Consider the following 25236-nt stretch of genomic DNA (forward strand, 5'->3'; position numbering starts at 1 on the left):
CCGCCGCCGCGGGAGAACCGCGGGAGAGCTACTTCGTCCACTCCGCCCACGGGATGTTCCAGCCGTTGAGGCCGTTGGACGGGGAGACCACCGGGTCGGTGGAGTTCTTCACGACCACCACGTCGCCGGTCATCGAGTGGTTGAAGAACCAGGCGGCCGGCACGCCGCTGTCGTAGCCGCCGCGCACGTCCCGCAGGCCGATGCAGCCGTGGCTGGCGTTGTAGTTGCCGAAGGCGTCGCCGCCCCAGTAGTTGCCGTGCACGAAGGTGCCGGAGTCGGTCAGCCGCATGGCATGCGGGACGTCCTTGATGTCGTACTCGCCGTCGTAGCCGACCGTGTCGCCGTTCATGCGGGTCACCGTGAACTTCTCACTGATGACCATCTGGCCGTTCCAGGTGGCGTAGCCGGCCTTGCCGGTGGTGACCGGGAGGGTCTTGACGACCTTGCCCTCCTGCATGACCTTCATCGTGTGCTTCTTGGCGTCCACGACGGACACCTGGTCGCGGCCGATGGTGAAGGAGACCGTCTTGGACTGCTTGCCGTAGACGCCCTTGCGGCCCTCGACGCCGTCGAGGTTCAGCTCGACCGTCACCTTGGTGCCGGCCTTCCAGTACTTCTCGGGCCGGAAGTCGAGGCGGTCGTTGCCGAACCAGTGCCCCTGCACGTCGACGGCCGGGACCGTCTTGATCCTGATGGCCTTCTCGACGTCGTCCGGCGCGGTGATGCCCCGCGTGAAGCGGACCGAGAACGGCATGCCGACGCCGACGGTGGAGCCGTCCTCGGGCGTGAAGGTGCCGACGAAGGTGTTCTCGGGCGTCAGCGTGGTGAAGGACGCGTCCTCGGCGGCCGTACGGCCCTCGGCGTCCTTGGCGACCGCGTGCACCTGGTACTTGGTGGCGGCGGCCAGATGGGTGCTCGGCGTCCAGCCGGCGCCGTCCGCGGAGATCTCCCCGTCGACCTTCGCGCCCTCGGCGTCCTTGACGACGACCTCGGTCAGCTTGCCCTTGGCGGCCGTCACCTTCAGGGCGCCGCTGGTGTCGACGGACTTCGCGCCGTCCTTCGGGGCGATCGAGACGACCGCCTCCGACTGCCCGCTCGCCGCGGCCGCGGCGCCCGAGCCCTTGCCGTCCTGCGTCTTCTCCGCCCCGGAAGCCCCGCCCCCGCAGGCCGTGACGGTCAGCAGCAGTCCTCCGACGAGCAGCGCCAGCCGCCTGTCGCGGCCGCGCGAGCGCCCTCCAACCGATGCCCCCGATATCGGTCGCACGTTCACGTCCGTTCTCCCCTCCCCCGGGCCGGTCGGGCCCGCACGCAGGCACGTCCCCTGCGCTGCGCGCATATTAACCACATGGTCAGCGGCCCCGGTGACCTCGGAATGTCACCGTTCCGTCCCAACTTGGACCATGGGAGCAGAGGGAGGAGGGAAGCGACGCCCGGACGTCAGTTCACCGCGCTGCCGGCGCTCCACCGCCTCCAGTTCATGTTCCAGCCGCCGAGCCCGTTGTCCGGGGCGACCGTCCTGTCCTTGCTGCGGACCACCTCGACGACGTCCCCGACCAGACTGCGGTCGAAGAACCAGCCCGCGGGAGTGTCCGCGCCGCCGCCCTTCACGTCCCTGAGGCCCACGCACCCGTGACTGAGGTTGACCCGCCCGAAGGACTCCGGTGCCGCCCAGTAGTTGCCGTGCAGGAAGGTGCCCGACTCGGTGAGCCGCATCGCGTGCGGCACGTCCGGGATGTCGTACTCGCCCTTGCCGTTCTTCTTCTTGAAGCCGACGGTGGCGCCGTTCATCCGGGTCAGCTCCAGCATCTCCGTGACCACCATCTTGCCGTTGTACGTCGTCGTCCTCGGGGCCCCGGCGGTGATGGGCACGGTGGCGAGCAGCTCGCCCTCGCGCCGCACCTGCATGGTGTGGTCGGCGGCGTCGACGAGGGAGACCTGGTGGCGGCCGACGCTGAAGGAGAACGTCCGGTGCTGGAGCCCGTAGACGCCGGGCGCCCCCTCGACGTCACGCAGGCGCAGGGAGACGGTGACGCGGGTGCCGGGCTTCCAGTAGTGCTCGGGGCGGAAGTCGAGCCGGGAGGTGCCGAACCAGTGCGGCCGGACCTCGACGGCCGGCTCGGCGCTCACGCGGACGGCGCGCTCGACGGCGGCACGGTTCTCGATCTCCCGGCTGAACTCCAGCGACACGATCATCCCGGTGCCGACCGTCGAGCGGTCCTCCGGCGTGACGTACCCGACGAACCGCTCCTCGGGGACGTGCGTCGTGAACGTGGTGTGCCGGGCCGAGCGGTGTCCGCCGCCGTCCACGGCGACCGCGTCGACCGTGTAGCGGGCGGCGAGCGCGAGCCGGTCATCCGCCGGACGCCAGCTGCGGCCGTCCGCGGAGATCCGGCCCGGCACCTCCCTCTCCTGCGCGTCCTGCGACGCGACGACCCGCACCGACTCCAGCCGCCCGTCGGGCACCCGGACCCGCAGCGCCTGGCCGGGACGCACCTCCCGGGTGCCGTCCCGCGGGGTGACCCGGATGGTGTCCTCGGACGCCGGGGGTCTGCCCAGCAGACCGTCGAGCCCGCTCCTGCCGTCCCCGCTGCATCCGGCGGCTCCCGCCAGCAGTCCTGCCCATGTCAGTACGGCGGTCAGTGCGACCCCCGCGCGCCGTGCGCGCCCAGTTACGTGCCTCACGCGCTGGACAACGACGGGGCACGCTCCGGGGAAACGTGAGTGCGAGGCACGCGCTGGGCAGAACAGGGGGGAGGACGACGCCGAGGGAGCAGCGGCCGGGACGCCGTACGCCCCGGGCCCGCGTCGTGCCACGAGCCGCGGGAGGCTGAACGGTGTCCAGCGCAGCCGAACAGGAGGAGGTGGCGGAGGAGCGCCCCGCCGCTTCCGCCATCGTGAACAGGGCACCGCGCAGGACGCCCGGCGTGCCCGTGCGGCCCGGCGCGTCCACGCCGCTCGGCGCCCGCTTCCGGGTCGGCCCCGACGGGGTCGCCGGCACCAACTTCGCCCTGTGGGCGGGCGGCGCGGAGGCCGTCGACCTGTGCCTCTTCGACGACCGGGGCCGGGAGACCCGCGCCCGGCTGACGGAACTCACGCACGAGATCTGGCACGGCTTCGTGCCCGGTGTGATGCCCGGCCAGCGCTACGGCTACCGGGTGCACGGCCGCTGGGACCCGTGGACCGGCGCCCGCTGGAACCCGGCGAAACTGCTCCTCGACCCGTACGCCCGTGCCGTGGACGGCGAGTTCGGCCTGCCGCCCGAGGTGTACGGACACGTCCGCGACTGGCCCCAGCAGCAGTTCGCCGACACCGTCCGCGACGAACGGGACTCCGCGCCGCACGTCCCCAAGGGCGTCGTCGTCCACGACGACGACGACTGGGCCGACGACCGCCGCCCCAAGACCCCCTGGGCGGACTCGGTCATCTACGAGCTGCACGTCCGCGGCTTCACCATGCGCCACCCCGGCGTCCCCGAGGAACTGCGCGGCACCTACGCCGGCCTGGCGCACCCGGCCGCGATCGAGCACCTGACCGGCCTGGGCGTCACGGCCGTCGAACTGCTCCCGGTCCACCAGTTCGCCCACGAGGACCACCTGCTGCGCAGGGGACTGCGCAACTACTGGGGCTACAACTCCATCGGCTACTTCGCCCCGCACGCCGGATACGCCTCCGCCGGGACGACGGGCGGACAGGTCGGCGAGTTCAAACGGATGGTGCGCGCGCTGCACGCGGCGGGCATCGAGGTCATCCTCGACGTGGTCTACAACCACACCGCGGAAGCGGGCGAGCTGGGCCCGACGCTGTCCCTGAAGGGCGTCGACAACCGCGGCTACTACCGCTTGCAGCCGGACGCCCGCCGGTACGCCGACTACACGGGCTGCGGCAACACCCTGCACGTCGTCCAGCCGCACGTGCTGCGCCTGATCACGGACTCGCTGCGCTACTGGGTCACGGAGATGGGCGTCGACGGCTTCCGTTTCGACCTGGCCGCCGCCCTCGCCCGCTCCATGCACGACGTGGACATGCTGTCGCCGTTCCTCGCGGTGATCGCGCAGGACCCGGTGCTGCGGCGGGTCAAGCTGATCGCGGAACCCTGGGACGTGGGATCGGGCGGCTACCAGGTGGGCGCCTTCCCCCCGCTGTGGACGGAGTGGAACGACCGCTACCGCGACGCCGTACGCGACTTCTGGCGGCACGCCCTGCCGGACGTCCGCGAGATGGGCTACCGCCTGTCCGGTTCCAGCGACCTGTACGCCTGGGGCGGCCGGCGCCCCTACGCCTCCGTCAACTTCATCACCGCCCACGACGGGTTCACCCTGCGCGACCTCGTGTCCTACGAGCGCAAGCACAACGAGGCCAACGGCGAGGGCAACCGGGACGGCACGGACGACAACCGCTCCTGGAACTGCGGGACCGAGGGGGAGACGGACGACGAGCGCACGCGCGCGCTGCGGCGGCGGCAGCTGCGCAACCTCCTCACCACGCTGCTGCTGTCGACCGGCGTGCCGATGCTGGTCGCGGGCGACGAACTGGGCCGCACCCAGCACGGCAACAACAACGCGTACTGCCAGGACAACGAGACCAGCTGGCTGGACTGGAGCCTGCTGGAGGACCCCGGCTGGAAGGCCCTGCACGACCTGACCGCCCGCCTGATCGCCCTGCGCCACCGCCATCCCGTGCTGCGCCGCCGGGCGTTCTTCTCCGGCCGGGCCCACTCCGCGGACGGGCTGCGCGACCTGGCCTGGTTCACCGCCCGCGGCACGGAGATGACGGAAGGGGACTGGTACGCGCCCGCGGCGACGCTCGGCATGTACCTCTCCGGCCGGGACATCCCCGGCCGCGACGAGCGGGGCGCCCCGATCACGGACGACAGTTTCCTCGCCCTCCTGCACGCCGGCGACCGCCCCGCCCACTTCGTCCTGCCGGGCCCGCCCTGGGCGCAGCGCTACGAGGTCGTGGTCGACACCTCCGGCGAGGACCAGGACACCGCCCCGGCCGTCACCCACCGGGCGGGGACGGGGGTGACGCTTGCGGCCCGGTCGGTACTGCTGCTGCGGGTGTCCTCCTGAGGACGGCTCCCGCACCCGCGCTACCGGGCGGTGAGCAGCGCCTCCGCCCCCACCGGCACATAGCCCGCCGCCTGGAACGCCCGCATGCTGCGGGCGTTCCCCGGGGAGATCTGCGCCCACACCGGCTCGCCCCCGCTCAGGTGCCGGGCCGCCGTCACCAGGGCCCGCCCCAGCCCCCGGTGCCGTACGTCCTCGTCGACCTCGACCGCGACCTCCAGCCGCCCGCCGATCCCGCGGCCCAGGACCAGCACCCCGCCGTCCGCGGCCCACACCCGCACGTCGTCGCGCCGCTCGCGCGAGCGGACCACCCGGGGATGGTCCGGATCGTCGATCCGCGTCAGTTCCACGGGCGGCCCGCCCGTGAGCGGGGAACCCACCACCATCGCGTCGACCGTGTCGGTCCGGCGGCCCGTGCGGTCCATGAACGCCACCAGGAAGCGGGCGTTCAGCGTCGCGGCCAGCGCGTCGCAGTCGGCCGCGCGCAAGGCCGCGTGCACCCACTCCGGGTCCTCGTCGGTGAACACCACCGAGTGCGCGGTGAAGGACAGCACGCCCGCGTCCCGCCGGCAGGACTGGGGCACGACCGTCGTCCGGCCGTCCGCGGGCGGGAACACGCCCCGCGCCGCCGCGTCCAGGATGTCCCGCAAGGTCTCCACCGCGCTCCTCCCCGTTCCTTCCCGCTGCTCGACTCCCTGCCCGCCGGGAGGCCCGGACTCACACACGTGACCGACGACGGCACCGGCCTTTTCGCCGTCGGCGAGCCGGCCGGGGCCACCGGCCCGCCCGTGCGCACCGTCCGCCACCGCCCGCCACCGGCCGGACGAGGGCGTCCTGACCCCGGTCACCCGCGGTGCGGGAGTCCGGCTGGGTGGTGGCCGCACTGCGCGCTCACCCGGACCGTTAATCTGACCTGCGTCAGAACGACGGCAACACAGCACCGCAAGGTATGACGAAGAGGGGCGGACCGGTGGCGGACATCGAAGAAGCACGCAAGCAGTTCCAGCGGATCGACACGGACGGTGACGGATTCATCACCGCGGCCGAGTTCAAGACCGCCCTGGCCCAGGGGGGCGACTGGCACGTCACCGACACGGTCGCCGAGGCCGTCATCAAGACCCGCGACCTGGACGGCGACAAGGTCCTGTCGTTCGACGAGTTCTGGGCCTACCTGGACAAGTGACGCGCGGGCGGAGGGATGTCCCGGGCGAGCCGCGGGGCATCCGTCCGCCGTCCGTCCGCCGTCCGTCCGTCGTCCGTGTGGCGGCGGAGCGGAATAGCCGGCGACCGCCCGCGGTTGAGGCCCTCGAAAGCATGCATGCGCATGGATCGTTCGGGAAGGGCCTGACATGAAGATCGGCATCATCGGCGCGGGCAACATCGGCGGCAATCTCACCCGGCGTCTCACCGCCCTCGGCCACGACGTCTCCGTGGCCAACTCCCGCGGCCCGCAGACGCTCACGGAGCTGGCGAAGGAGACGGGCGCGACCCCCGTCGAGGTCACCGAGGCGGCGCGCGGCGCCGAGGTCGTCGTCGTCACGATCCCGCTCAAGGCAATCCCCGACCTGCCCTCCGGCATCCTCGACGGCGCGGCCGAGGGCGTCGCCGTCATCGACACGGGCAACTACTACCCGCAGCAGCGCGACGGCCGGATCGACGCCATCGAGGACGAGGGCATCACCGAGAGCCGCTGGACGGAGAGCCGGATCGGCCACCCGGTGGTCAAGGCGTTCAACGGCACCTACGCCCAGGACATCCTGGACCGCCCCCTCCCGGCCGGCGCCCCCGGCCGCATCGCCCTGCCCGTCGCGGGCGACGACGAGGCCGCCAAGGCGAAGGTGCGGGCCCTCATCGACGAACTCGGCTTCGACACCGTCGACGCGGGCGGCATCGACGACTCCTGGCGCCAGCAGCCCGACACCCCGGTGTACGGCCTGCGCGGCGGGGTCGACGAGGTCACCCGGGCCCTGGCGGCGGCGTCCCCGGAGCGCCCGGCGGCCTTCCGGGGCTGAGCCGGCTCACCCCACGGTCGCCCACGCCCGCAGCGCCGCCTTGTCGGCGAACTTCGCCACGTTCGTGTCGAGGGGCTCGTCCGTGTACTGGTGGAAGCGCCACTTCGCCTTGATGCGGGGCTTGCCCGCGGTGACGTAGTCGGCTATCCAGAGGCCGTCGCCGGCGTACGAGGTGTCGTCGACGTTCAGCCAGTAGGTCCTGTTGCAGTACAGGACGACCCGGTTGCGCGGCCGTAGCTTCTTGAGCTTCCTGATGAAACGGTCCTTCTCGGCGTTGCTCGCGTGGGTGCCCTCGCCCGTCGTCTCCCAGTCGACGGCGAGGATGTCGCCGGGGCGCTCCGGCGCCTTCGCCAGGAAGTGTTCCGCCTGGGCGCCGAGGTTGCCCGGCCAGAGGAAGTGGTAGAAGCCGACGACCAGGCCGGCGTCCCGCGCCCGCTTCGTCTGGGCGGCGAGCTTCGAGTTGACGTAGGTACGGCCCTCCGTCGCCTTGACGAAGACGAAGGAGAGGCCTTCCGTCGGGTAGGTGGAGGACTGGTAGGCGCTGACGTCGACACCACGGAGCATGGGCAACTCCCGGAAGTGCAGCAGAACGGAGGGGAGTTGTCTTATGCCCCGACACGCCGAGGCCGGAACCTCCGCTTCCGTCCCCCGGCGCGGCGGCGGGGGTGCAGCACGCGATGACGTCCACCGCCGGCCGACCGCGGGCCGTTTCCCTAGATCTTGACGATGCGGATGCCGGAGCCGCACAGGACCTGCAGATCCTCCGGATCCGAGGTCAGGATGGTGACGGGGACGGGGGAGGCCAGCGCGGTGGCAGCCACGATCGAGTCGAGGGCGTACTTGTGGCCGTGGAGGCCGGCTGAGGCGAGGAGTTTGCTGGCGTGGCGGGCGATGGTCTCGTCGGGCGGTACGACGTTGACGCGGGAGACCGCGTAGTCGAATCGGGCCTGGTGGGTCTTCGGGTCGCGGGCTTCGACGAGGGTGACGGAGCTGGTGACGACGCGGACGTCCTCGGCCTCTGCGGCAGAGAGCCACTCGGTGAGCTCGGGTGTGCGTCTCACGAGTGCGGACAGGCCCTCGCAGTCCAGGACAAGAGTGCCGCTCACGCCGCGTCCGCCGAGCCGGCCGTACCACCACGCAGGAGGGCGCGCTTGGCTTCGACCGCGGCTCGGTCCACGGGGCCGTGTTCGGCTTCGGCCTTCTCGATGAGTTCGCGCAGCCGGTCGCGCTCCAGTTGGCGCTGGATGAGGGCCTCGACGTAGGCGGACATGCCGCGTTTGCCGGTACGCGCCTTGAGGGCTGCGATGGTGCCCTCGTGGAGGGAAACGGAAACCGGCCGGATCGGACCCTCGCCGGGGGCCGGGGAGGTGGTCATGCGGCGATTTTAACAAAACTCTTGTTATTGCGCTGGGTGATTCTGCCCGTGGGTGCCGCTCGAACGGCGGTGGTGTGGTGTGCAGTGAGTGCCGTGAAACTCTCAGGTCACGGGCGCGACCCGGGAGACTTTCCTGCTTGCCCCAGGGAATCAGGGACTTTCCGCCGTGCAGGCAGGGAGGACCCTGACAGCGCTGAAAGAAGGAAACGTACGGGGCAGCGCCTACGGCGTCAGCACTCGATGATGTTGACGGCCAGCCCGCCGCGGGCCGTCTCCTTGTACTTGACCGACATGTCGGCGCCGGTGTCCTTCATCGTCTTGATGACCTTGTCGAGCGACACCTTGTGCGAGCCGTCGCCGCGCATGGCCATGCGGGCCGCCGTGACCGCCTTCACCGCGGCCATGCCGTTGCGCTCGATGCAGGGGATCTGGACCAGGCCCCCCACGGGGTCGCAGGTGAGGCCGAGGTTGTGTTCCATGCCGATCTCCGCGGCGTTCTCGACCTGTTCGGGAGAGCCGCCGAGGACCTCCGCCAGCGCGCCCGCCGCCATGGAACAGGCGGAGCCGACCTCGCCCTGGCAGCCGACCTCGGCACCGGAGATGGAGGCGTTCTCCTTGAAGAGCATGCCGATCGCACCGGCGGCCAGGAGGAAGCGGACGACGCCCTCCTCGTCGGCACCGGGGACGAAGTTGACGTAGTAGTGCAGGACGGCGGGGATGATGCCGGCCGCGCCGTTCGTGGGGGCGGTGACCACCCTGCCGCCCGCCGCGTTCTCCTCGTTCACCGCCATCGCGTACAGCGTGATCCACTCCATGGAGTGGGCCAACGCGTCGCCGTCCGCCCGGAGCTGACGGGCCGTCATGGCGGCGCGGCGGCGCACCCGCAGACCGCCCGGCAGGATGCCCTCGCGGGACATGCCGCGGGCCACACAGGCCTGCATCACCCGCCAGATCTCCAGCAGGCCCTCGTGGATCTCCTCCTCGGTGCGCCAGGCCCGCTCGTTCTCCAGCATCAGCGAGGAGATCGACAGGCCCGTCTCCCGCGTCAGGCGCAGCAGCTCGTCACCCGTGCGGAAGGGGTACTTCAGGACCGTGTCGTCCAGCTTGATCCGGTCCGCGCCGACCGCGTCCTCGTCGACGACGAACCCGCCGCCCACCGAGTAGTACGTCTTCGACAGCAGCTCCGCGCCCCCGTCGCCGTACGCCCACAGCGTCATGCCGTTCGCGTGGTACGGGAGGGTCTCGCGGCGGTGCAGGACGAGGTCGTCGTCGAAGGAGAACGGGATCTCGTGCTCACCGAGCAGCCGGATGCGGCCCGAGTCCTTGATCCGCTCCACCCGCGCGTCCGCCGTCTCCACGTCCACCGTGCGCGGCGAGTCGCCCTCCAGGCCGAGCAGGACGGCCTTGGGGGTGCCGTGGCCGTGGCCGGTCGCGCCCAGGGAGCCGTACAGCTCCGCGCGCACGGACGCGACGGAGCCCAGCAGGCCCTCGTTGCGCAGACGCCGCGCGAACATGCGCGCCGCCCGCATCGGGCCGACCGTGTGGGAGCTGGACGGGCCGATGCCGATCGAGAACAGGTCGAAGACCGAGATGGCCACGGGGACTCCTCAATACGGGGTGGTGCAGAAGGCTTCCGGTGGGGTGTCCCGCCCACTGACCAGTGTGCGGGACACCCTTGCGAAAGCCCGTCGGGAAACGGGAACTACTTGTTCAGACCGGGGTAGAGCGGGTGCTTCTCGGCCAGGGCCACGACCCGGGCCTTCAGGGCCTTCGCGTCGTGGGCCGGCTTGAGCGCCTCCGCGATCACGTCCGCGACCTCGGCGAAGTCCTCGGCGGTGAAGCCGCGGGTGGCGAGGGCGGGCGTGCCGATGCGCAGGCCCGAGGTGACCATCGGGGGCCGCGGGTCGTTCGGGACCGCGTTGCGGTTGACCGTGATGCCGACCTCGTGGAGACGGTCCTCGGCCTGCTGCCCGTCCAGCTCGGACTCGCGCAGGTCGACCAGGATCAGGTGCACGTCGGTGCCGCCGGACAGGACGTTGATCCCGGCCTTCCGGGCGTCCGGCGCGGTCAGCCGCTCGGCGAGGATCCGCGCGCCGTCGACCGTACGGCGCTGGCGCTCCTTGAAGTCGTCCGAGGCCGCGACCTTGAAGGACACCGCCTTCGCCGCGATGACGTGCTCCAGGGGACCGCCCTGGAAGCCCGGGAACACGGACGAGTTCAGCTTCTTCGCGAAGGCCTGCTTGGCGAGGATGATGCCGCCGCGCGGGCCGCCCAGCGTCTTGTGGGTCGTGGAGGTGACCACGTCCGCGTACGGCACCGGGTTCGGGTGCAGGCCCGCCGCGACCAGACCGGCGAAGTGCGCCATGTCCACCCACAGGTACGCCTCGACCTCGTCGGCGATCCGGCGGAACTCGGCGAAGTCCAGCTGCCGCGGGTACGCCGACCAGCCCGCGATGATCACCTTCGGGCGGTGCTCCTTGGCGAGCCGCTCGACCTCGGCCATGTCGACCAGGCCGGCCTCGTCCACGTGGTAGGCGACCACGTCGAACTGCTTGCCGGAGAAGTTCAGCCGCATCCCGTGGGTCAGGTGACCGCCGTGCGCCAGGTCCAGGCCCAGGATGGTGTCGCCGGGCTGGGCCAGCGCGAACAGGGCGGCCTGGTTGGCGGAGGCGCCCGAGTGCGGCTGGACGTTGGCGTACTCGGCGCCGAACAGCTCCTTGACCCGGTCGATCGCGATCTGCTCGGCGACGTCGACGTGCTCGCAGCCGCCGTAGTAGCGGCGGCCGGGGTAGCCCTCGGCGTACTTGTTGGTCAGGACCGAGCCCTGCGCCTCCATGACGGCGAGCGGAGCGAAGTTCTCCGAGGCGATCATCTCGAGCGTGGACTGCTGGCGGCGCAGCTCGCCGTCGACCGCCGCGGCGATCTCCGGGTCGAGCTCGTGCAGGGGCGTGTTCAGGACAGACATGCGTCTTTCGACCTCTCAGCCGGCGATGAAGGCGGTGTACTCGTCGGCGGAGAGCAGGTCGGCCGGCTCGTCCGTGACGCGTACCTTGAACAGCCAGCCGCCCTCGAAGGGGGCGGAGTTCACCAGCGACGGGTCGTCCACGACGTCCTGGTTGACCTCGGCGATCTCGCCGGTGACCGGCGCGTACAGCTCACTGACCGACTTGGTCGACTCCAGCTCGCCGCAGGACTCGCCCGCGGTCACCGTGGCACCGACCTCGGGGAGCTGGACGAAGACCACGTCGCCGAGCGCGTTGGCCGCGTGCTCCGTGATGCCGACCGTCGAGACGCCGTCCTCGGCGCCCGACAGCCACTCGTGCTCCTTGCTGTAGCGCAGCTGCTGGGGGTTGCTCATGGCCTGAATTCTCCTGTACGCGGGGGAGTGCTGATGAAGGGGGACTGCTGGAGACGCACGTGAGCAGCGCGGATGTGCGCAGGGTCACGCGCGGGGCCGGCCGGGGCCCGGTCTGTCGGCCGTGCGCCAGTCTCTACTTCCGGCGCTTGTAGAACGGCAGCGCCACGACCTCGTACGGTTCGTGGCTGCCCCGGATGTCCACGCCGACACCCGGCGTGCCCGGTGCCGCGTGCGCGGCGTCGACGTAGGCCATCGCGATCGGCTTGCCCAGCGTGGGGGAGGGGGCGCCGGAGGTGACCTCGCCGACCACCTCGCCGCCCGCGACCACGGCGTACCCGGCGCGCGGGACGCGGCGGCCCTCGGCGACCAGGCCGACGAGGACCCGGGGCGGGTTCGTCGCGGCGCGCTCGGCGGCCGCGGCGAGCGCCTCGCGGCCCACGAAGTCGCCGTCCTTGTCGAACTTCACGACCCGGCCGAGCCCGGCGTCGAAGGGGGTCAGCGCGGTCGACAGCTCGTGGCCGTACAGCGGCATGCCCGCCTCCAGGCGGAGCGTGTCCCGGCAGGACAGGCCGCAGGGGATCAGGCCGACGCCCTCGCCGGCCTTCGTCAGGGCCTGCCACAGCTCGACGGCGTGCTCCGGCTTCACGAACAGCTCGAAGCCGTCCTCGCCGGTGTAGCCGGTGCGGGCGATGAGCGCGGGGACGCCGGCGACGGTGCCGGGCAGGCCCGCGTAGTACTTCAGGCCGTCGAGGTCGGCGTCGGTGAGCGACTTCAGGATGCCGGGGGACTCCGGGCCCTGGACGGCGAGCAGCGCGTAGGCGTCGCGGTCGTCGCGCACCTCGGCGTCGAAGCCGCCGGCGCGCGCGGTCAGCGCGTCCAGGACGACCTGGGCGTTGGAGGCGTTGGCGACGACCATGAACTCGGTGTCGGCGAGCCGGTACACGATGAGGTCGTCGAGGATGCCGCCGTCGGCGTCGCAGATCATGGTGTAGCGGGCCCGGCCCACGCCCACGGCCGCGATGTTGCCGACCAGCGCGAAGTTCAGCAGGGCGCCCGCCTGCGGGCCGGTGACGGTGATCTCGCCCATGTGCGAGAGGTCGAAGAGGCCGGCCCGGGTCCGTACGGCGTTGTGCTCGTCGCGCTCGGAGCCGTAGCGCAGGGGCATGTCCCAGCCGGCGAAGTCGGTCATGGTCGCGCCCAGCGAACGGTGCAGGGCGTCGAGGGCGGTGTGGCGGAGCGGGGTACTGCTCATCGGACGTTCGTCTCCCAGGGCGACGGGGGTCCCTCCCACCCGGGCGGAGCCGGGCGTGGGGGAAGCGAGGGCTTTCCTCCCCATCTGTCATCGGAACCTGAGAGGTTCGCCATGACCGCCCGCGCACGGGTCGACCACGGCTTGCACCTTGGGTGGGGCCACCGGAGGGCGACCCGCTTTTCAGATGTGCCTCGCCCGCGCGGTAACGGTGCCTGAGAGATTCAAGGGAGGGACTTGCTCCTTCGGCGCCCCAGCGATGCTGCCGGTGGGGACTCTCCCGCGCGGATTCAAACGGCCGGTATGCAGTTGGCGCGGCCATCATCGCACGCCCCGCCCGATCGCGGCAGGCCGCATCTGTAACCGGCCTGTGGCGGTAAGCGCATGAAAACGCGAGACGAACCGGATTACCTTCTCTTTACGCTCGACGGGGAGAAGACTTGTCTGACCCCAGGGGAGGACGCACACGGTGAACAGGACCACGGCACTCGGGACGGGCCCGGCGCTCGCGACCGGCCCGGCGCTCGCACTGCCCGCGCAGCCGCAGACCTCCGCCCGGGAGGCGGCCGACGCACCGCCCGCCCCGGTCGTCCGCGACCTGCGCGACCGCGCCGGCCGCAGCCCGCACGGCCTGCTGTTCGCGTCCCGCGACCTGGTCGTGGTCACGGGACTGCCCGGCAGCGGCAAGTCCACGCTGATGAAGCGCGCGGTCACGGGCGTCCGCGTCGACTCCCAGGACACCCGCGACCGCTGGGACGCCCGCATGCCGCGCGCCCTGCCCTACGCCCTCTACCGCCCCCTCGTCCGCCTCGCCCACTACGCCGGTCTGCGCCGCGTCCTGCGCACCGGCGAGGGCGTCGTCGTCCACGACTGCGGCACGCAGGCCTGGGTGCGGGCCTGGCTGGCCCGCGAGGCCCGCCGCCGCGGCGGCAGCCTGCACCTGGTGCTGCTCGACGTCCCCGTGGACACCGCGCTGGAGGGCCAGCGCGAGCGCGGCCGGGGCGTCTCCCGGTATGCCTTCCGCCGGCACCGCCGGGCCGCCGCCCGCCTGCTGCGCGCGGCGGAGCGGGGCCGCCTTCCCGAGGGCTGCGGCTCGACGGTCCTCCTGGACCGCGCCGCGGCCGACACCCTCCGCCGCATCACCTTCACGGGCTGACCGGGGCGCGGGCACGGGCTGACCGGGGCGGGGGCTTCGGCCGTCGGGCCGGCACACGGGGTCTGGGTGCGCGGTCGCCGGGCCGGCACGCGGGCTCCGGGAGCGCGGCCTTCGGGCCGTGGCACGGCTGTGGGACGTGCGGCCGCGGGCCGCCACGGGCTCGGGCTTTCTGCGGGCGTACCGGCACACGGGCGTACCGGCACACGAGGCCGGGCCCCGTGGTCGCAGGGGTGGCGTAGGGGGCGCCGCTCGCCGCTCGCCGCTCGCCGGGAAGGTTCGGTGCTTTCGGCCGTCGGGCTGCCGTGCAGGCCCCCGGTCGCCGTACGGACCCGCCCCCGCCGCCGATCCGGTCCGCCCCGGAGCCGCAGGTTCCGCCGCGCGGGTCCAGGCTCCCGGATCCGGCCCCCGGCCGCCGGGACGTCCGGCGGCCGCGGGGGCGGGCCCGATACCCGATAGCCTTTCGAGCCACACCCAGTGGTTCCCAGCAGGCGGTAGGCAGATGGACTTCCCCCCGGCGGACTTCCCCGCGGACTTCCCGGCACAGGCGCACCCCCATCCCCACGGCGGATGGCCCGGCAACGAGCTGGAGGAGGTGCTCTCCGCCTCCCTCGGCGTGCCCGGGGCCGGCGGACGGATCGTGGAGGTGCTCGGCCGCAGCTTCGTGTGGGTGCCGCTGCCCGCCGGCGGTGGCCCGCACAGCGGCCCCCTGGACCTGCCCACCCTGGAGCTGGAGGGCCAGGCGTACGTGCCCGTGTTCAGCTCCGAGGAGCAGTTCCGGCAGGTCGTCGGCGCGCACATGTCGTACACCGTCGCCCCGGCCGTCGAGTTCGCCCGCGGACTGCCCCCGCAGGTCGGCATCCTGGTGAACCCGGACGGCACGGTCGGCATCCCGCTGCCCCCGATGGCCGTCGCCGAGCTGTGCCGGGCCGGCCGCACCCCGCTGGACGGTCCCGCCGGCGGCGGCCGGGTCCGTCTCTACGAGCCCGACTGGCAGGACGACCCGGTGGACTTCCTGTCCGCCGCCACCGCCGAGTTCGAGGCGACCGGCGTCGTCCTGACCGCCCGCCGCTGCCTCGCCGCGATCGAGACGGCCGACCCCGTGCTGTTCGTCGGCGTCGAACTCTCCCCGGGGGAGGGCGACCTGCGGGCGCTGCCCCTGGAGGCCCTCGGCAGGGCGCTCGGCCGGGCCCGGGCGCCCTGGCCGGTCAACCTCGTCCTGCTCGACGTGACGGAGGACCCGGTGGCCCGGTGGCTGAAGGAGCGCGTGCGGCCCTTCTACTCCCGGATCCACTGAACGCGTTCCGCACGGGGACGTCCGTGCCGGTGGGCGGCGGTGCCGCGAGGGCCGGGCGGGCGCCCCGGCCCGGTCCCGCCGGCGGCGGACGAGCGGGCCCCTCGGGGGGACCCGTTGTCGGCGAAGACACCTAAGCTGGTCTCCCGAAAGCGGGGCAACTTATCGAAGGGGCGGTACAGGTGAGCGCCAGCGGCATCGCGGCCGGGCAGGTCGAGCACATGCTGCGCCAGGTGACCCCCGGGCGCTACGACGCCTACGAGGCACTCCTGCGCGCCCTCGCGACCCCGGGCACCGGCCAGGTGTGGATGCTGCTGTGGCAGGGTCAGGCCGGTTCCGCCGACGCCCAGTACGGCACGATGGACGTCGAGGGACACGGCTACGCCCCCTGTGTGACCTCCGCCCAGGAACTGTCCGCGAGCGGCTGGAACCGGTCGTACGAGGTGGTCGACGGGCTGGACGCCGCCCGCACCCTCTACCCCGACCACTACGGCCTCTGGCTGAACCCGCACGCCCCCGGCGGCGGCGTCGGCATCCCCTGGCTCGACCTGCGGCGGATCGCCACCGGCCTGGACCGTCAGCCGGCCGGGCCGCTGCGCCTGTCCGAGCCGGCCATCGAGATCCCGCAGTTCTACGCCCTGCTCGCGCAGAACGCCCACCGCACCCCGGCCCTGCGTTCCCTGCGCCGCGCCTGGGTCCAGCCGGCCCTCGGCGCGCCCTACCTCGCCCTCGGGCTCGACGTGTACGACACCTCCCCGCAGGCCGTGGACGCGGTGCGGGCGATGATGCAGCAGTCCGTCGGCGCGGTGCCGGACGGCCTGCCGGTGTCCACGGTCACCATGAGCGACGACTACGACCCGGTGGTCCTCTGGATGCGCGCGCACGCCCGGCCCTTCTACGACCGTGAGGCGCACGCCCCCGCGGCGCCGGCCGCACAGGCCCCCGCGGGTGGTTACGGCTTCCCGCCGGCCGGTCGCCACTGATGCGTCCCGCCGTCCGCTCCCGCGAGTCGGCTCAGTGAATCTTCGCGCGTAGATCGGTGCGGTAAGTCCGTTTATGGATGGTTCTGTCATAACTCGTAGGTGTCCGCCCCCCGTTACCCACCGTCCGGATAACGGAATCCTCCTGAGAGCATCACGTTTACGCATCCTTTCCCCTTCAAGTCTGGCTACAGATCGCCAAAGCGTTGAAGACTCCCGCATCAGGGGTGCTTTCGCCCCTGTGTACGACGGACTGATCACGCCGCTACAGCGGCAAGTGTGGGCCGGCTACCGCCGGTTGAGAGGGGTCCCTGCCAGATGACGGCACCATTGCACGAGCCGACCGCGGAAGCGGCCCCGAGCCCGGCCGAGGAAGCGGCGGTGGCCACCGCCGACGCGAAGGCCGTACAGGGCCGTTCCCTGGGTCGGATCGCCTGGGAGCGCCTGAAGCGGGACAAGCTCGCCCTGACCGGCGGCATCGTGGTGCTCCTCCTCGTCGTGGTCGCACTGCTGGCCCCGGTGATCACCTCGATCCTGGGCCAGGACCCGAACGAGTACCACGAGAACCTCATCGACCCGCTGTTCGGCACCCCCACGGGCTCCCTCGGCGGCATCAGCGGCGACCACCTGCTGGGCGTCGAGCCGGTCAACGGCCGCGACATCTTCGCCCGCATCCTCTACGGCGCCCGGATCTCCCTGCTGGTCGGCTTCCTGTCGGCCGTCGTCGCCGTGATCCTCGGCACCGTCCTGGGCATCCTCGCCGGCTTCTTCGGCGGCTGGGTCGACTCGGTCGTCAGCCGGGTCATGGACGGTCTGCTCGCCTTCCCCCAGCTGCTGTTCATCATCGCGCTGGTCTCCGTCATGCCGAGCAACCTGCTGGGCCTCACCGGCTCCAACGTGCGCGTCTTCGTCATGATCCTGGTCATCGGCTTCTTCGGCTGGCCCTACATCGGACGTGTGGTGCGCGGTCAGACCCTCTCCCTGCGAGAGCGCGAGTACGTGGAGGCCGCCCGATCGCTGGGCGCCGGGCGGCTGTACATCCTGTTCAAGGAACTGCTGCCCAACCTCGTGGCCCCGATCGTCGTCTACACCACGATGATGATCCCCACCAACATCCTCACCGAGGCGGCACTCAGCTTCCTGGGCGTGGGCGTCAAGCCGCCCACGGCCTCATGGGGACAGATGCTCTCGAGCGCGATCGACTACTACGAGTCCGACCCCATGTACATGGTGGTCCCGGGCCTGGCGATCTTCATCACTGTTCTCGCCTTCAACCTCTTCGGCGACGGCGTGCGGGACGCGCTGGACCCGAAGGCCTCTCGCTGAGCCGCCGTACCTCAACTGTCCCGTGGCATCTACACGGGGTCTCTCATCTATCCGGAGGATCCGAGATCGTGACTACCCAACGCACCTCAGGGCGGCGGAAGCAGGCAATTGCCGCTGCTGCCGCGGTCGCCGCGCTGCTGACCACGGCGGCGTGCGGCGGCGGTTCGGACGACGGCGACAACGGTTCGAAGACCGGTGCCGCCGGCTTCGACGCCGCGAACAACAAGGTCGCCCAGGCGTCCGCCGCCAAGAAGGGCGGCACGCTGAAGTTCGGTGCCGCGCAGGACGCCGACTCGTGGGACACCACGCGTGGCTACTACGGCATGATGTGGAACTTCGCGCGCTACTACAGCCGCCAGCTCGTCACGAACAAGGCCGAGCCGGGTGCCGCGGGCGCCGAGATCACTCCGGACCTCGCCACCGCGACCGCCAAGGTCACGGACGACGGCAAGACCTACACGTACACCCTGCGTGACGGCATCACGTGGGAGGACGGCAAGCCGATCACGTCCAAGGACGTGAAGTACGGCATCGAGCGCGTGTGGGCGCAGGACGTCCTGTCCGGCGGTCCGACGTACCTGAAGGACGTGCTCGACCCCAAGGGCGAGTACAAGGGTCCCTACAAGGACACCTCCGCCGACAAGCTCGGTCTGAAGGCCATCGAGACGCCGGACGACAAGACCATCGTCTTCAAGCTCCCCGTGGCCAACTCGGACTTCGAGGAGATGCTGGCCCTGGTCTCGGCCTCGCCGGTCCGCCAGGACATGGACACCAAGGCCAAGTACGGCCTGAAGCCGTTCTCCTCGGGCCCGTACAAGTTCGCGTCCTACAGCCCGGGCAAGGACCTCAAGCTGGTCCGCAACACCAACTGGAAGCAGGCCTCGGACCCGGTCCGCAAGGCCTACCCGGACGAGATCACCATCAAGTTCTTCTCGGACGCCAACCAGCTCGACCAGCGTCTGCTGAGCGGTGACCTGGACCTCGACCTGAACCAGACCGGCATGTCGCCGCAGGGCCGCACCACCGCCCTGAAGCAGCACAAGGCCAACCTGGACAACCCGGTCTCCGGCTACGTCCGTTACGCGGTCTTCCCGCAGAGCGTCGCGCCGTTCGACAAGCTCGAGTGCCGCAAGGCCGTCATCCTCGGCGCCGACCACGTGTCGCTCCAGACCGCGCGCGGTGGCCCGATCGCCGGTGGCGACATCGGCACCAACATGCTGCCGCCGTCCGTCCCGGGCGCCGAGGGTCAGAAGTACGACCCGTACAAGCTCGCCGGTGACAACAAGAGCGGCAACGTCGCCGAGGCCAAGGCGGCCCTGAAGGCCTGCGGTCAGCCGAACGGCTTCAAGACCACCATCGCGGTCCGCAACAACAAGCCGGTCGAGGTGGCCACGGCCCAGTCCCTCCAGGCCTCGCTGAAGAAGATCGGCATCACCGCCGAGATCGACCAGTACGACGGCTCGCAGACCGCCGGCATCATCGGTAGCCCCTCGAACGTGAAGAAGAAGGGCTACGGCATCATCATCATGGGCTGGGGTCCGGACTTCCCGTCCGTCCAGGGCTTCGGTCTGCCGCTGTGGAACAGCAAGTACATCGCGGAGAGCGGTAACAACAACTACGCGCTCATCAACGACAAGACCATCGACGGTCTGTTCGCCCAGTACGTCACCACCCTGGACGACGCCGGCAAGACCAAGATCGCCACGGAGATCAACCACAAGGTGATGGAGGGCGCGTACTACCTGCCCTTCGTCTTCGAGAAGTTCATCAACTGGCGCTCGGACAACCTGGCGAACGTCTACACCACCGACGGTTACAGCGGTCAGTACGACTTCGTGAACCTCGGTCTGAAGAACCCGAAGAAGTAGTCCCGGCACACCCGCCGAACGGCACGAAAGGCAGGTGAAGGCCGGCGCAGCGTGAGCGCGGGCCACCGGAAGACCTCCGGTGGCCCGCGGTCCGCGGCGGGCCGAGAGCTGTGCTCGCTTACCTCATCAGGCGGTTGTTCGCCGCCGCAGTGATGCTTGTGGTCATCGTCATGGTGGTCTTCGGCATCTTCTTCCTCATCCCCAAGTGGGCCGGCGTCGACATCGCCTTGAGCTTCGTGGGCAAGCAGGCCGACCCGGCCGCGGTCGAGGGTGTGCGCGAGAAGCTGGGTCTGGGCGACCCGATCTACGCCCAGGTCTGGGAGTTCTTCAAGGGGATCTTCGCCGGACGCACCTACACGGGCGGCGGCGACTCCATCAACTGCGCCGCGCCGTGCTTCGGCTACTCCTTCCGCAGTGAGCAGGCCGTGTGGCCGGTGCTGACCGACCGCTTCCCGGTGACGCTGGCCCTCGCGCTCGGCGCCGCCGTGCTGTGGCTGATCCTCGGCGTCTCGGCGGGTGTGCTCTCCGCGCTCAAGCGGGGCAGCCTGTGGGACCGCGGCGCGATGGTGATCGCGCTGTCGGGCGTCTCCCTCCCGATCTACTTCACCGGCATGGTCGCGCTGTCGATCTTCGTGTACGGACTGGACCTGTTCGACGGCCAGTTCGTCCCGCTGGACGAGAGCTTCACCGGCTGGTTCGGCGGAATGATCCTGCCCTGGGTCACCCTGGCGTTCCTGTACGCGGCGATGTACGCGCGCATCACCAGGGCCACCATGCTGGAGATCCTCGGCGAGGACTACATCCGCACCGCCCGCGCCAAGGGCCTCAAGGAGCGGGTCGTCATCGGCAAGCACGCCATGCGCTCCACGATGACGCCGCTGCTCACCATGCTGGGCATGGACCTCGGCGCCCTCATCGGCGGTGCGATCCTGACCGAGACGGCGTTCAACCTGCCCGGCCTCGGCCAGGCGGTCCTCAACGCCATCAAGAACCAGGACCTGCCCGTCATCCTGGGTGTCACCCTGATCACTTCCCTCGCGGTGCTCGTCGCCAACCTCGTGGTGGACATCCTGTACGCCGTGATCGACCCCCGAGTGAGGCTCACATGACCGACCTCAGCAAGAGCGGAGCGGCCGTGGGCGAACCCACCGCCGCCTCGCCCGCGCCGAGCGCCTTCCTCGAAGTGCGCGACCTGAAGGTGCACTTCCCCACCGACGACGGTCTGGTGAAGTCCGTCGACGGGCTCAGCTTCCAGCTGGAGAAGGGCAAGACCCTCGGCATCGTGGGCGAGTCGGGCTCCGGCAAGTCGGTGACCTCGCTGGGCATCATGGGCCTGCACACCGCCGGCCAGTACGGCAAGCGCAAGGCCCAGATCTCCGGCGAGATCTGGCTGGACGGCACCGAGCTGCTCTCCGCCGACCCCGACCACGTGCGCAAGCTGCGCGGCCGTCACATGGCGATGATCTTCCAGGACCCGCTGTCGGCGCTGCACCCGTACTACACGATCGGTCAGCAGATCGTGGAGGCGTACCGCATCCACCACGACGTCGACAAGAAGACCGCCAAGCGCCGCGCGGTCGAGATGCTCGACCGGGTCGGCATCCCGCAGCCGGACAAGCGGGTGGACAACTACCCGCACGAGTTCTCCGGCGGTATGCGCCAGCGCGCGATGATCGCGATGTCGCTGGTGAACAACCCCGAGCTGCTCATCGCGGACGAGCCGACGACCGCCCTGGACGTGACCGTCCAGGCGCAGATCCTCGACCTGATCCGCGATCTCCAGAAGGAGTTCGGCTCCGCGGTCATCGTCATCACCCACGACCTGGGCGTCGTCGCCGAACTGGCCGACGACCTCCTGGTGATGTACGGCGGCCGGTGCGTCGAGCGCGGCCCGGCCGAGAAGGTGTTCTACGAGCCCCGCCACCCCTACACCTGGGGCCTGCTCGGCTCGATGCCGCGACTCGACCGCGACCAGCAGGAGCGCCTGATCCCGGTCAAGGGCTCCCCGCCCTCCCTGATCAACGTCCCGTCCGGCTGCGCCTTCAACCCGCGCTGCCCGTACGCGGACCTCCCGAAGGACAACGTCACCCGCACCGTCCGCCCGGAGCTGGCCGAGGTCGGCAGCCGGCACTGGGCCGCCTGCCACCTGGGCAAGGAGCAGCGGGAGCGTATCTGGACCGAAGAGATTGCGCCGAAGCTGTGAGTGACGAGAAAGCGGTGAAGATCCCCGCGCAGACCGACGGTGAGCCGAGCGGCGGCGCCGCCACCCTCACCGAGGACGCCGCCCGCGGCGAGGTCCTGCTGAAGGTGACGGGGCTGCAGAAGCACTTCCCGATCAAGAAGGGCCTGCTCCAGCGGCAGGTCGGCGCCGTGCACGCGGTGGACGGCCTGGACTTCGAGGTCCGCTCCGGCGAGACCCTCGGCGTGGTGGGCGAGTCCGGCTGCGGCAAGTCGACGATGGGCCGGCTGATCACCCGGCTGCTCGAACCGACCGGCGGCACGATCGAGTTCGAGGGCAAGGACATCACGCACCTCGGTGTCGGCGGCATGCGTCCGCTGCGCCGCGACGTGCAGATGATCTTCCAGGACCCGTACTCGTCGCTGAACCCGCGGCACACCATCGGCACGATCATCGGCGCTCCCTTCAAGCTCCAGGGCGTCACGCCCGAGGGCGGCATCAAGAAGGAAGTGCAGCGGCTGCTGTCGGTCGTGGGTCTCAACCCCGAGCACTACAACCGCTACCCGCACGAGTTCTCCGGCGGTCAGCGCCAGCGCATCGGCATCGCCCGCGCGCTCGCGCTGAACCCGAAGCTCGTGGTGGCGGACGAGCCGGTCTCGGCGCTCGACGTGTCGATCCAGGCCCAGGTGGTGAACCTGCTCGACGACCTCCAGCAGGAACTGGGTCTGACGTACGTGATCATCGCGCACGACCTCTCGGTCGTCCGGCACGTCTCGGACCGGATCGCGGTGATGTACCTCGGCAAGATCGTCGAGCTGGCGGACCGCGACCTGCTGTACAAGACGCCGATGCACCCGTACACCAAGGCGCTCATGTCGGCGGTGCCGATCCCGGACCCGAGCCGCAAGAACACCAAGAGCGAGCGCATCCTGCTCAAGGGCGACGTGCCCTCGCCGATCTCCCCGCCCACCGGCTGCCGGTTCCACACCCGGTGCTGGAAGGCGACGGAGATCTGCAGGACGACCGAGCCGAAGCTCGTCGAGCTGCGGCCGGGCCAGCAGGTGGCCTGCCACCACCCCGAGAACTTCGAGGACCAGGCGCCGCAGGACACCGTCCTGCTGACGGCCGCGAAGGAAGCGGCGGAGCTGGTGGCCGACGAGGTGCTCGCGGAGTCGGCCCTGACGTCGGCGGCCGTGGCGGCGGAGGTCGAGGCAGAAGCCGCGGCGGAGGCCGAGGCGGTGGCGGAGGCCGCGGCCGTGGCAGAGGTTGCGGCGGAGGCGAAGGCCACGGCGGAGGCCGAGGCTGCTGCCACCGAAGCGCCTGAGCCCACCGAGGTGCCTGAGCCCGCCGAGGTTCCCGAGCCGGACGCTCCCGAGGCTGCCGCCCCCGAGGCCGCTGCCTCCGAAGAGGAGCCTCCTGCCAAGGAGAAGTAAGCAGAGCACGAGCCCCTGCCTTGCAATGTAAGGCAGGGTCTCTGTGCTGGGTGAGAATAGTAGGGTGCTCCACCAACTTTTCAGCCCATCCGTCCAGCACACGCTCGACCTGATCGGCATCTTCGTCTTCGCGATCTCGGGCGCGCTGCTGGCCGTGCGCAAGAACTTCGACGTCTTCGGCATCGCCGTGCTCGCCGAGGTGACCGCGCTCGGCGGCGGCATCTTCCGGGACGTGATCATCGGAGCGGTGCCGCCCGCCGCCTTCACGGACCTGGGCTACTTCCTCACCCCGTTGCTCGCGGCCCTCCTCGTCTTCTTCCTGCACCCGCACGTGGAGCGCATCCAGTCCGGCGTGAACGTCTTCGACGCGGCCGGCCTCGGCCTGTTCTGCGTCTCGGGCACCGTGAAGGCGTACGACCACGGCCTGGGCCTCACCGCGTCCGCGGCTCTCGGGCTGGCCACCGCCGTCGGCGGCGGTGTGCTGCGCGACGTCCTCGCCAACGAGGTGCCCTCACTGCTGCGCTGGGACCGCGACCTCTACGCGGTCCCGGCGATCGTCGGCGCCACCATGGTGGCGGTCTGCCTCCACTACGACGTCCTCACCCCGGCCGCCGGCGGGACGGCCGCGCTCACGGCCTTCGTCCTGCGGCTGCTCGCGATGCGGTTCCACTGGCGGGCGCCGCGTGCGTGGAACCGTCGCTCGACGGTCCGGGAGGAGTAGTGCCGCCGGCCACGTCCCGCCGGCCGAGCTGCGCCGTCAGCCAGCGGAAGGCGGGCACCGCCTGCGGCCGCCACAGCGCCATGTTGTGACCGCCCGCGTTCCTGGGGACGTACACGACGTGCACGGCCGTCGGGGCCTTGGCCGCCCGCCGCAGCGCCAGGCCCGCCTCGTAGCCGTCGTGCGGCTGGCCGGAGACGTAGAGGGCGACCGGGGGCGGGGCGACGGCGCCGCGCAGCAGCAGGAAGGGGTCGTTCGCCCGGCGCAGGGCCGGATCCTGCGCGGTGAGCGAGTCGCGCTCGCCGATCGGGTCGTTGTAGCCGGACAGGCTGACCGCCGCCCGGTAGCGGTCGGGATGGGCGACGGCCAGCTTGGCCGCGCAGTGCGCCCCCGCCGAGTAGCCGGCGACCGCCCAGCCCCGCGGGGCGGGATCGGCGCGGAAGTTGTCCCGCACCATCTTCGGCACGTCCACGCTCAGCCAGGAGTCGGCGTTGACCGTGCCGGGCACGTTGGCGCAGCCCGTGTCCACGCCGGGCAGCAGGGTGGTGCGCGGCGCGACCAGGATGAACGGCGCCACCTCGCCCTCCCGCATCAGCGGCAGCAGCTGCTCGTGCACGCCCAGCGCCCCGAACCACGACTTCGGCGACCCCGGGTACCCCGGCAGCAGCTCCACGACGGGGAACGTGCGGTGCCGGTAGGCGGGGTCGTCGTACTGCGGGGGCAGCCACACGTAGACCTCGGCGTTCACGCCGGAGACGCGGCCCTCCAGCTCGGTGACGCGCACCCCGCCCGCCGCGCGCATGCCGGGCCCGTCGGCCCGGGCGAACGTCTGCCGGATCCGGGGCAGCCGCTCCACGGCGGTGCCGCCGGTGCCGTCGGGGCCGAGGTCGGCGGCCCGCTGCACGTAGCTGCCGGTGCCGAGCAGGTCGGCCCAGTCGTCGTAGAGGTTGTTGGCGTTGTTGACCAGCGTGAAGACCAGCGCGACGGCCGTGCCCTGGGCGAACAGCAGCATCAGCGTCCGCGCCGCCACCCGCAGGACCCGGGGTCCGGGCAGCCGCGACCACAGCAGCAGCGGCACGGCGAGAGCGACGACGGACAGCGCGATCAGGGTGGCGAGGAACGGGGTCCCGGTCAGGCTCATGTCTGTGGAGAGGGGAAACAGCGCCCCGAGGTTTACGGACGAGTGCGGACACTTGCCGGGAAACCGCCCGCCCGGCCTACGGGG

The 25236-nt window shown here is 71.2% G+C and carries 23 protein-coding genes and 1 riboswitch; of the genes, 12 read left to right on the top strand and 11 right to left on the bottom strand.

Annotation, left to right across the window (positions count from 1 at the left end):
- Window positions 1-28: 28 nt before the first annotated feature.
- The gene (locus tag ACH4N1_RS23765) at window positions 29-1270 is read right to left on the bottom strand and encodes an Ig-like domain-containing protein (protein WP_398099879.1); all 1242 of its coding nucleotides are present in this window, start codon (window positions 1268-1270) and stop codon (window positions 29-31) included.
- A gap of 167 nt (window positions 1271-1437) precedes the next feature.
- Window positions 1438-2682 carry an Ig-like domain-containing protein gene (locus ACH4N1_RS23770; RefSeq protein ID WP_398099881.1) on the bottom strand — a complete coding sequence of 415 codons (1245 nt, stop codon included), beginning with the start codon at window positions 2680-2682 and terminating at the stop codon, window positions 1438-1440.
- Window positions 2683-2834: 152 nt separating this feature from the next.
- On the opposite strand from ACH4N1_RS23770, the gene glgX reads away from it, so the two are divergent.
- The gene (gene glgX / locus ACH4N1_RS23775; protein ID WP_398099883.1) at window positions 2835-5069 is read left to right on the top strand and encodes a glycogen debranching protein GlgX; all 2235 of its coding nucleotides are present in this window, start codon (window positions 2835-2837) and stop codon (window positions 5067-5069) included.
- A 20-nt stretch (window positions 5070-5089) separates the two neighbouring features.
- Here the strand turns inward: glgX and ACH4N1_RS23780 are convergent, their stop codons facing one another.
- On the bottom strand, window positions 5090-5725 hold the full coding sequence (locus tag ACH4N1_RS23780) for a GNAT family N-acetyltransferase (protein ID WP_398099885.1): 636 nt from the start codon (window positions 5723-5725) through the stop codon (window positions 5090-5092).
- Between the two features lie 311 nt (window positions 5726-6036).
- Here ACH4N1_RS23780 and ACH4N1_RS23785 point away from each other — a divergent pair, with 311 nt between their 5' ends.
- Both ACH4N1_RS23785 and ACH4N1_RS23790 read left to right on the top strand, forming a co-directional pair.
- The gene (locus tag ACH4N1_RS23785) at window positions 6037-6249 is read left to right on the top strand and encodes an EF-hand domain-containing protein (RefSeq protein ID WP_398099886.1); all 213 of its coding nucleotides are present in this window, start codon (window positions 6037-6039) and stop codon (window positions 6247-6249) included.
- Window positions 6250-6415: 166 nt separating this feature from the next.
- Complete coding sequence (locus ACH4N1_RS23790; protein ID WP_398099887.1) at window positions 6416-7078, top strand: NADPH-dependent F420 reductase; 663 nt, start codon at window positions 6416-6418, stop codon at window positions 7076-7078.
- A 6-nt stretch (window positions 7079-7084) separates the two neighbouring features.
- Here the strand turns inward: ACH4N1_RS23790 and ACH4N1_RS23795 are convergent, their stop codons facing one another.
- The 7 genes from ACH4N1_RS23795 to gcvT form a co-directional block, all read right to left on the bottom strand.
- Window positions 7085-7642, bottom strand: a complete 558-nt coding sequence (locus ACH4N1_RS23795; RefSeq protein WP_398099889.1) for a glycoside hydrolase family 25 protein — start codon at window positions 7640-7642, stop codon at window positions 7085-7087.
- Window positions 7643-7791: 149 nt separating this feature from the next.
- Window positions 7792-8184 carry a type II toxin-antitoxin system VapC family toxin gene (locus ACH4N1_RS23800; RefSeq protein ID WP_398099890.1) on the bottom strand — a complete coding sequence of 131 codons (393 nt, stop codon included), beginning with the start codon at window positions 8182-8184 and terminating at the stop codon, window positions 7792-7794.
- On the bottom strand, window positions 8181-8453 hold the full coding sequence (locus ACH4N1_RS23805) for a hypothetical protein (RefSeq protein ID WP_398099891.1): 273 nt from the start codon (window positions 8451-8453) through the stop codon (window positions 8181-8183). The genes ACH4N1_RS23800 and ACH4N1_RS23805 overlap by 4 nt, the downstream gene beginning before the upstream one ends.
- Before the next feature lie 230 nt (window positions 8454-8683).
- Window positions 8684-10051 (bottom strand): L-serine ammonia-lyase, encoded by a 1368-nt coding sequence (locus ACH4N1_RS23810; protein ID WP_398099893.1) that lies wholly within the window; start codon window positions 10049-10051, stop codon window positions 8684-8686.
- Window positions 10052-10155: 104 nt separating this feature from the next.
- On the bottom strand, window positions 10156-11418 hold the full coding sequence (gene glyA, locus ACH4N1_RS23815; protein ID WP_398099894.1) for a serine hydroxymethyltransferase: 1263 nt from the start codon (window positions 11416-11418) through the stop codon (window positions 10156-10158).
- 15 nt (window positions 11419-11433) lie between these two features.
- Complete coding sequence (gene gcvH, locus ACH4N1_RS23820; RefSeq protein WP_366058184.1) at window positions 11434-11811, bottom strand: glycine cleavage system protein GcvH; 378 nt, start codon at window positions 11809-11811, stop codon at window positions 11434-11436.
- Window positions 11812-11944: 133 nt separating this feature from the next.
- On the bottom strand, window positions 11945-13063 hold the full coding sequence (gcvT, locus tag ACH4N1_RS23825) for a glycine cleavage system aminomethyltransferase GcvT (RefSeq protein WP_398099895.1): 1119 nt from the start codon (window positions 13061-13063) through the stop codon (window positions 11945-11947).
- A 190-nt stretch (window positions 13064-13253) separates the two neighbouring features.
- Window positions 13254-13353, bottom strand: a riboswitch (glycine riboswitch).
- Window positions 13354-13529: 176 nt separating this feature from the next.
- Here gcvT and ACH4N1_RS23830 point away from each other — a divergent pair.
- The 9 genes from ACH4N1_RS23830 to ACH4N1_RS23870 all read left to right on the top strand — a co-directional run bounded on the left by ACH4N1_RS23830 (window position 13530) and on the right by ACH4N1_RS23870 (window position 24014).
- A complete protein-coding gene (locus ACH4N1_RS23830; RefSeq protein WP_398099896.1) occupies window positions 13530-14216 on the top strand; it encodes an AAA family ATPase in 687 nt (228 codons plus the stop codon).
- Window positions 14217-14715: 499 nt separating this feature from the next.
- Complete coding sequence (locus tag ACH4N1_RS23835; protein WP_398099898.1) at window positions 14716-15510, top strand: enhanced serine sensitivity protein SseB; 795 nt, start codon at window positions 14716-14718, stop codon at window positions 15508-15510.
- Window positions 15511-15689: 179 nt separating this feature from the next.
- Window positions 15690-16490, top strand: a complete 801-nt coding sequence (locus ACH4N1_RS23840; RefSeq protein ID WP_366058181.1) for an enhanced serine sensitivity protein SseB C-terminal domain-containing protein — start codon at window positions 15690-15692, stop codon at window positions 16488-16490.
- A 315-nt stretch (window positions 16491-16805) separates the two neighbouring features.
- Window positions 16806-17813 (top strand): ABC transporter permease, encoded by a 1008-nt coding sequence (locus tag ACH4N1_RS23845; protein WP_366058180.1) that lies wholly within the window; start codon window positions 16806-16808, stop codon window positions 17811-17813.
- Between the two features lie 68 nt (window positions 17814-17881).
- On the top strand, window positions 17882-19681 hold the full coding sequence (locus tag ACH4N1_RS23850; RefSeq protein ID WP_398099900.1) for an ABC transporter substrate-binding protein: 1800 nt from the start codon (window positions 17882-17884) through the stop codon (window positions 19679-19681).
- 110 nt (window positions 19682-19791) lie between these two features.
- Window positions 19792-20790, top strand: coding sequence for an ABC transporter permease (locus ACH4N1_RS23855; RefSeq protein ID WP_398099901.1), 999 nt, complete (start codon window positions 19792-19794; stop codon window positions 20788-20790).
- Window positions 20787-21884 (top strand): ABC transporter ATP-binding protein, encoded by a 1098-nt coding sequence (locus ACH4N1_RS23860; RefSeq protein ID WP_382786791.1) that lies wholly within the window; start codon window positions 20787-20789, stop codon window positions 21882-21884. Before ACH4N1_RS23855 ends, ACH4N1_RS23860 begins: the two co-directional genes overlap by 4 nt.
- Window positions 21881-23293 carry an ABC transporter ATP-binding protein gene (locus tag ACH4N1_RS23865; protein WP_398099903.1) on the top strand — a complete coding sequence of 471 codons (1413 nt, stop codon included), beginning with the start codon at window positions 21881-21883 and terminating at the stop codon, window positions 23291-23293. The genes ACH4N1_RS23860 and ACH4N1_RS23865 overlap by 4 nt, the downstream gene beginning before the upstream one ends.
- Before the next feature lie 64 nt (window positions 23294-23357).
- Window positions 23358-24014 carry a trimeric intracellular cation channel family protein gene (locus ACH4N1_RS23870; RefSeq protein ID WP_398099904.1) on the top strand — a complete coding sequence of 219 codons (657 nt, stop codon included), beginning with the start codon at window positions 23358-23360 and terminating at the stop codon, window positions 24012-24014.
- Here the strand turns inward: ACH4N1_RS23870 and ACH4N1_RS23875 are convergent.
- Entirely contained in the window at window positions 23923-25152 is a 1230-nt protein-coding gene (locus ACH4N1_RS23875) for an alpha/beta hydrolase (RefSeq protein WP_398099905.1), read from the bottom strand. The genes ACH4N1_RS23870 and ACH4N1_RS23875 overlap by 92 nt on opposite strands.
- Window positions 25153-25236: the final 84 nt, after the last annotated feature.

It is taken from the genome of Streptomyces sp. NPDC017202, from assembly GCF_044331705.1.
In the GTDB taxonomy this organism is placed as follows: Bacteria; Actinomycetota; Actinomycetes; order Streptomycetales; family Streptomycetaceae; genus Streptomyces.

Coding starts and splice junctions, on each gene's coding strand:
- ACH4N1_RS23790 (WP_398099887.1), top strand. CDS start 6,416: ATGAAGATCGGCATCATCGGCGCGGGCAACATCGGCGGCAATCTCACC.
- ACH4N1_RS23795 (WP_398099889.1), bottom strand. CDS start 7,642: ATGCTCCGTGGTGTCGACGTCAGCGCCTACCAGTCCTCCACCTACCCG.
- ACH4N1_RS23805 (WP_398099891.1), bottom strand. CDS start 8,453: ATGACCACCTCCCCGGCCCCCGGCGAGGGTCCGATCCGGCCGGTTTCC.
- glyA (WP_398099894.1), bottom strand. CDS start 11,418: ATGTCTGTCCTGAACACGCCCCTGCACGAGCTCGACCCGGAGATCGCC.
- gcvH (WP_366058184.1), bottom strand. CDS start 11,811: ATGAGCAACCCCCAGCAGCTGCGCTACAGCAAGGAGCACGAGTGGCTG.
- gcvT (WP_398099895.1), bottom strand. CDS start 13,063: ATGAGCAGTACCCCGCTCCGCCACACCGCCCTCGACGCCCTGCACCGT.
- ACH4N1_RS23835 (WP_398099898.1), top strand. CDS start 14,716: ATGGACTTCCCCCCGGCGGACTTCCCCGCGGACTTCCCGGCACAGGCG.
- ACH4N1_RS23845 (WP_366058180.1), top strand. CDS start 16,806: ATGACGGCACCATTGCACGAGCCGACCGCGGAAGCGGCCCCGAGCCCG.
- ACH4N1_RS23860 (WP_382786791.1), top strand. CDS start 20,787: ATGACCGACCTCAGCAAGAGCGGAGCGGCCGTGGGCGAACCCACCGCC.
- ACH4N1_RS23875 (WP_398099905.1), bottom strand. CDS start 25,152: ATGAGCCTGACCGGGACCCCGTTCCTCGCCACCCTGATCGCGCTGTCC.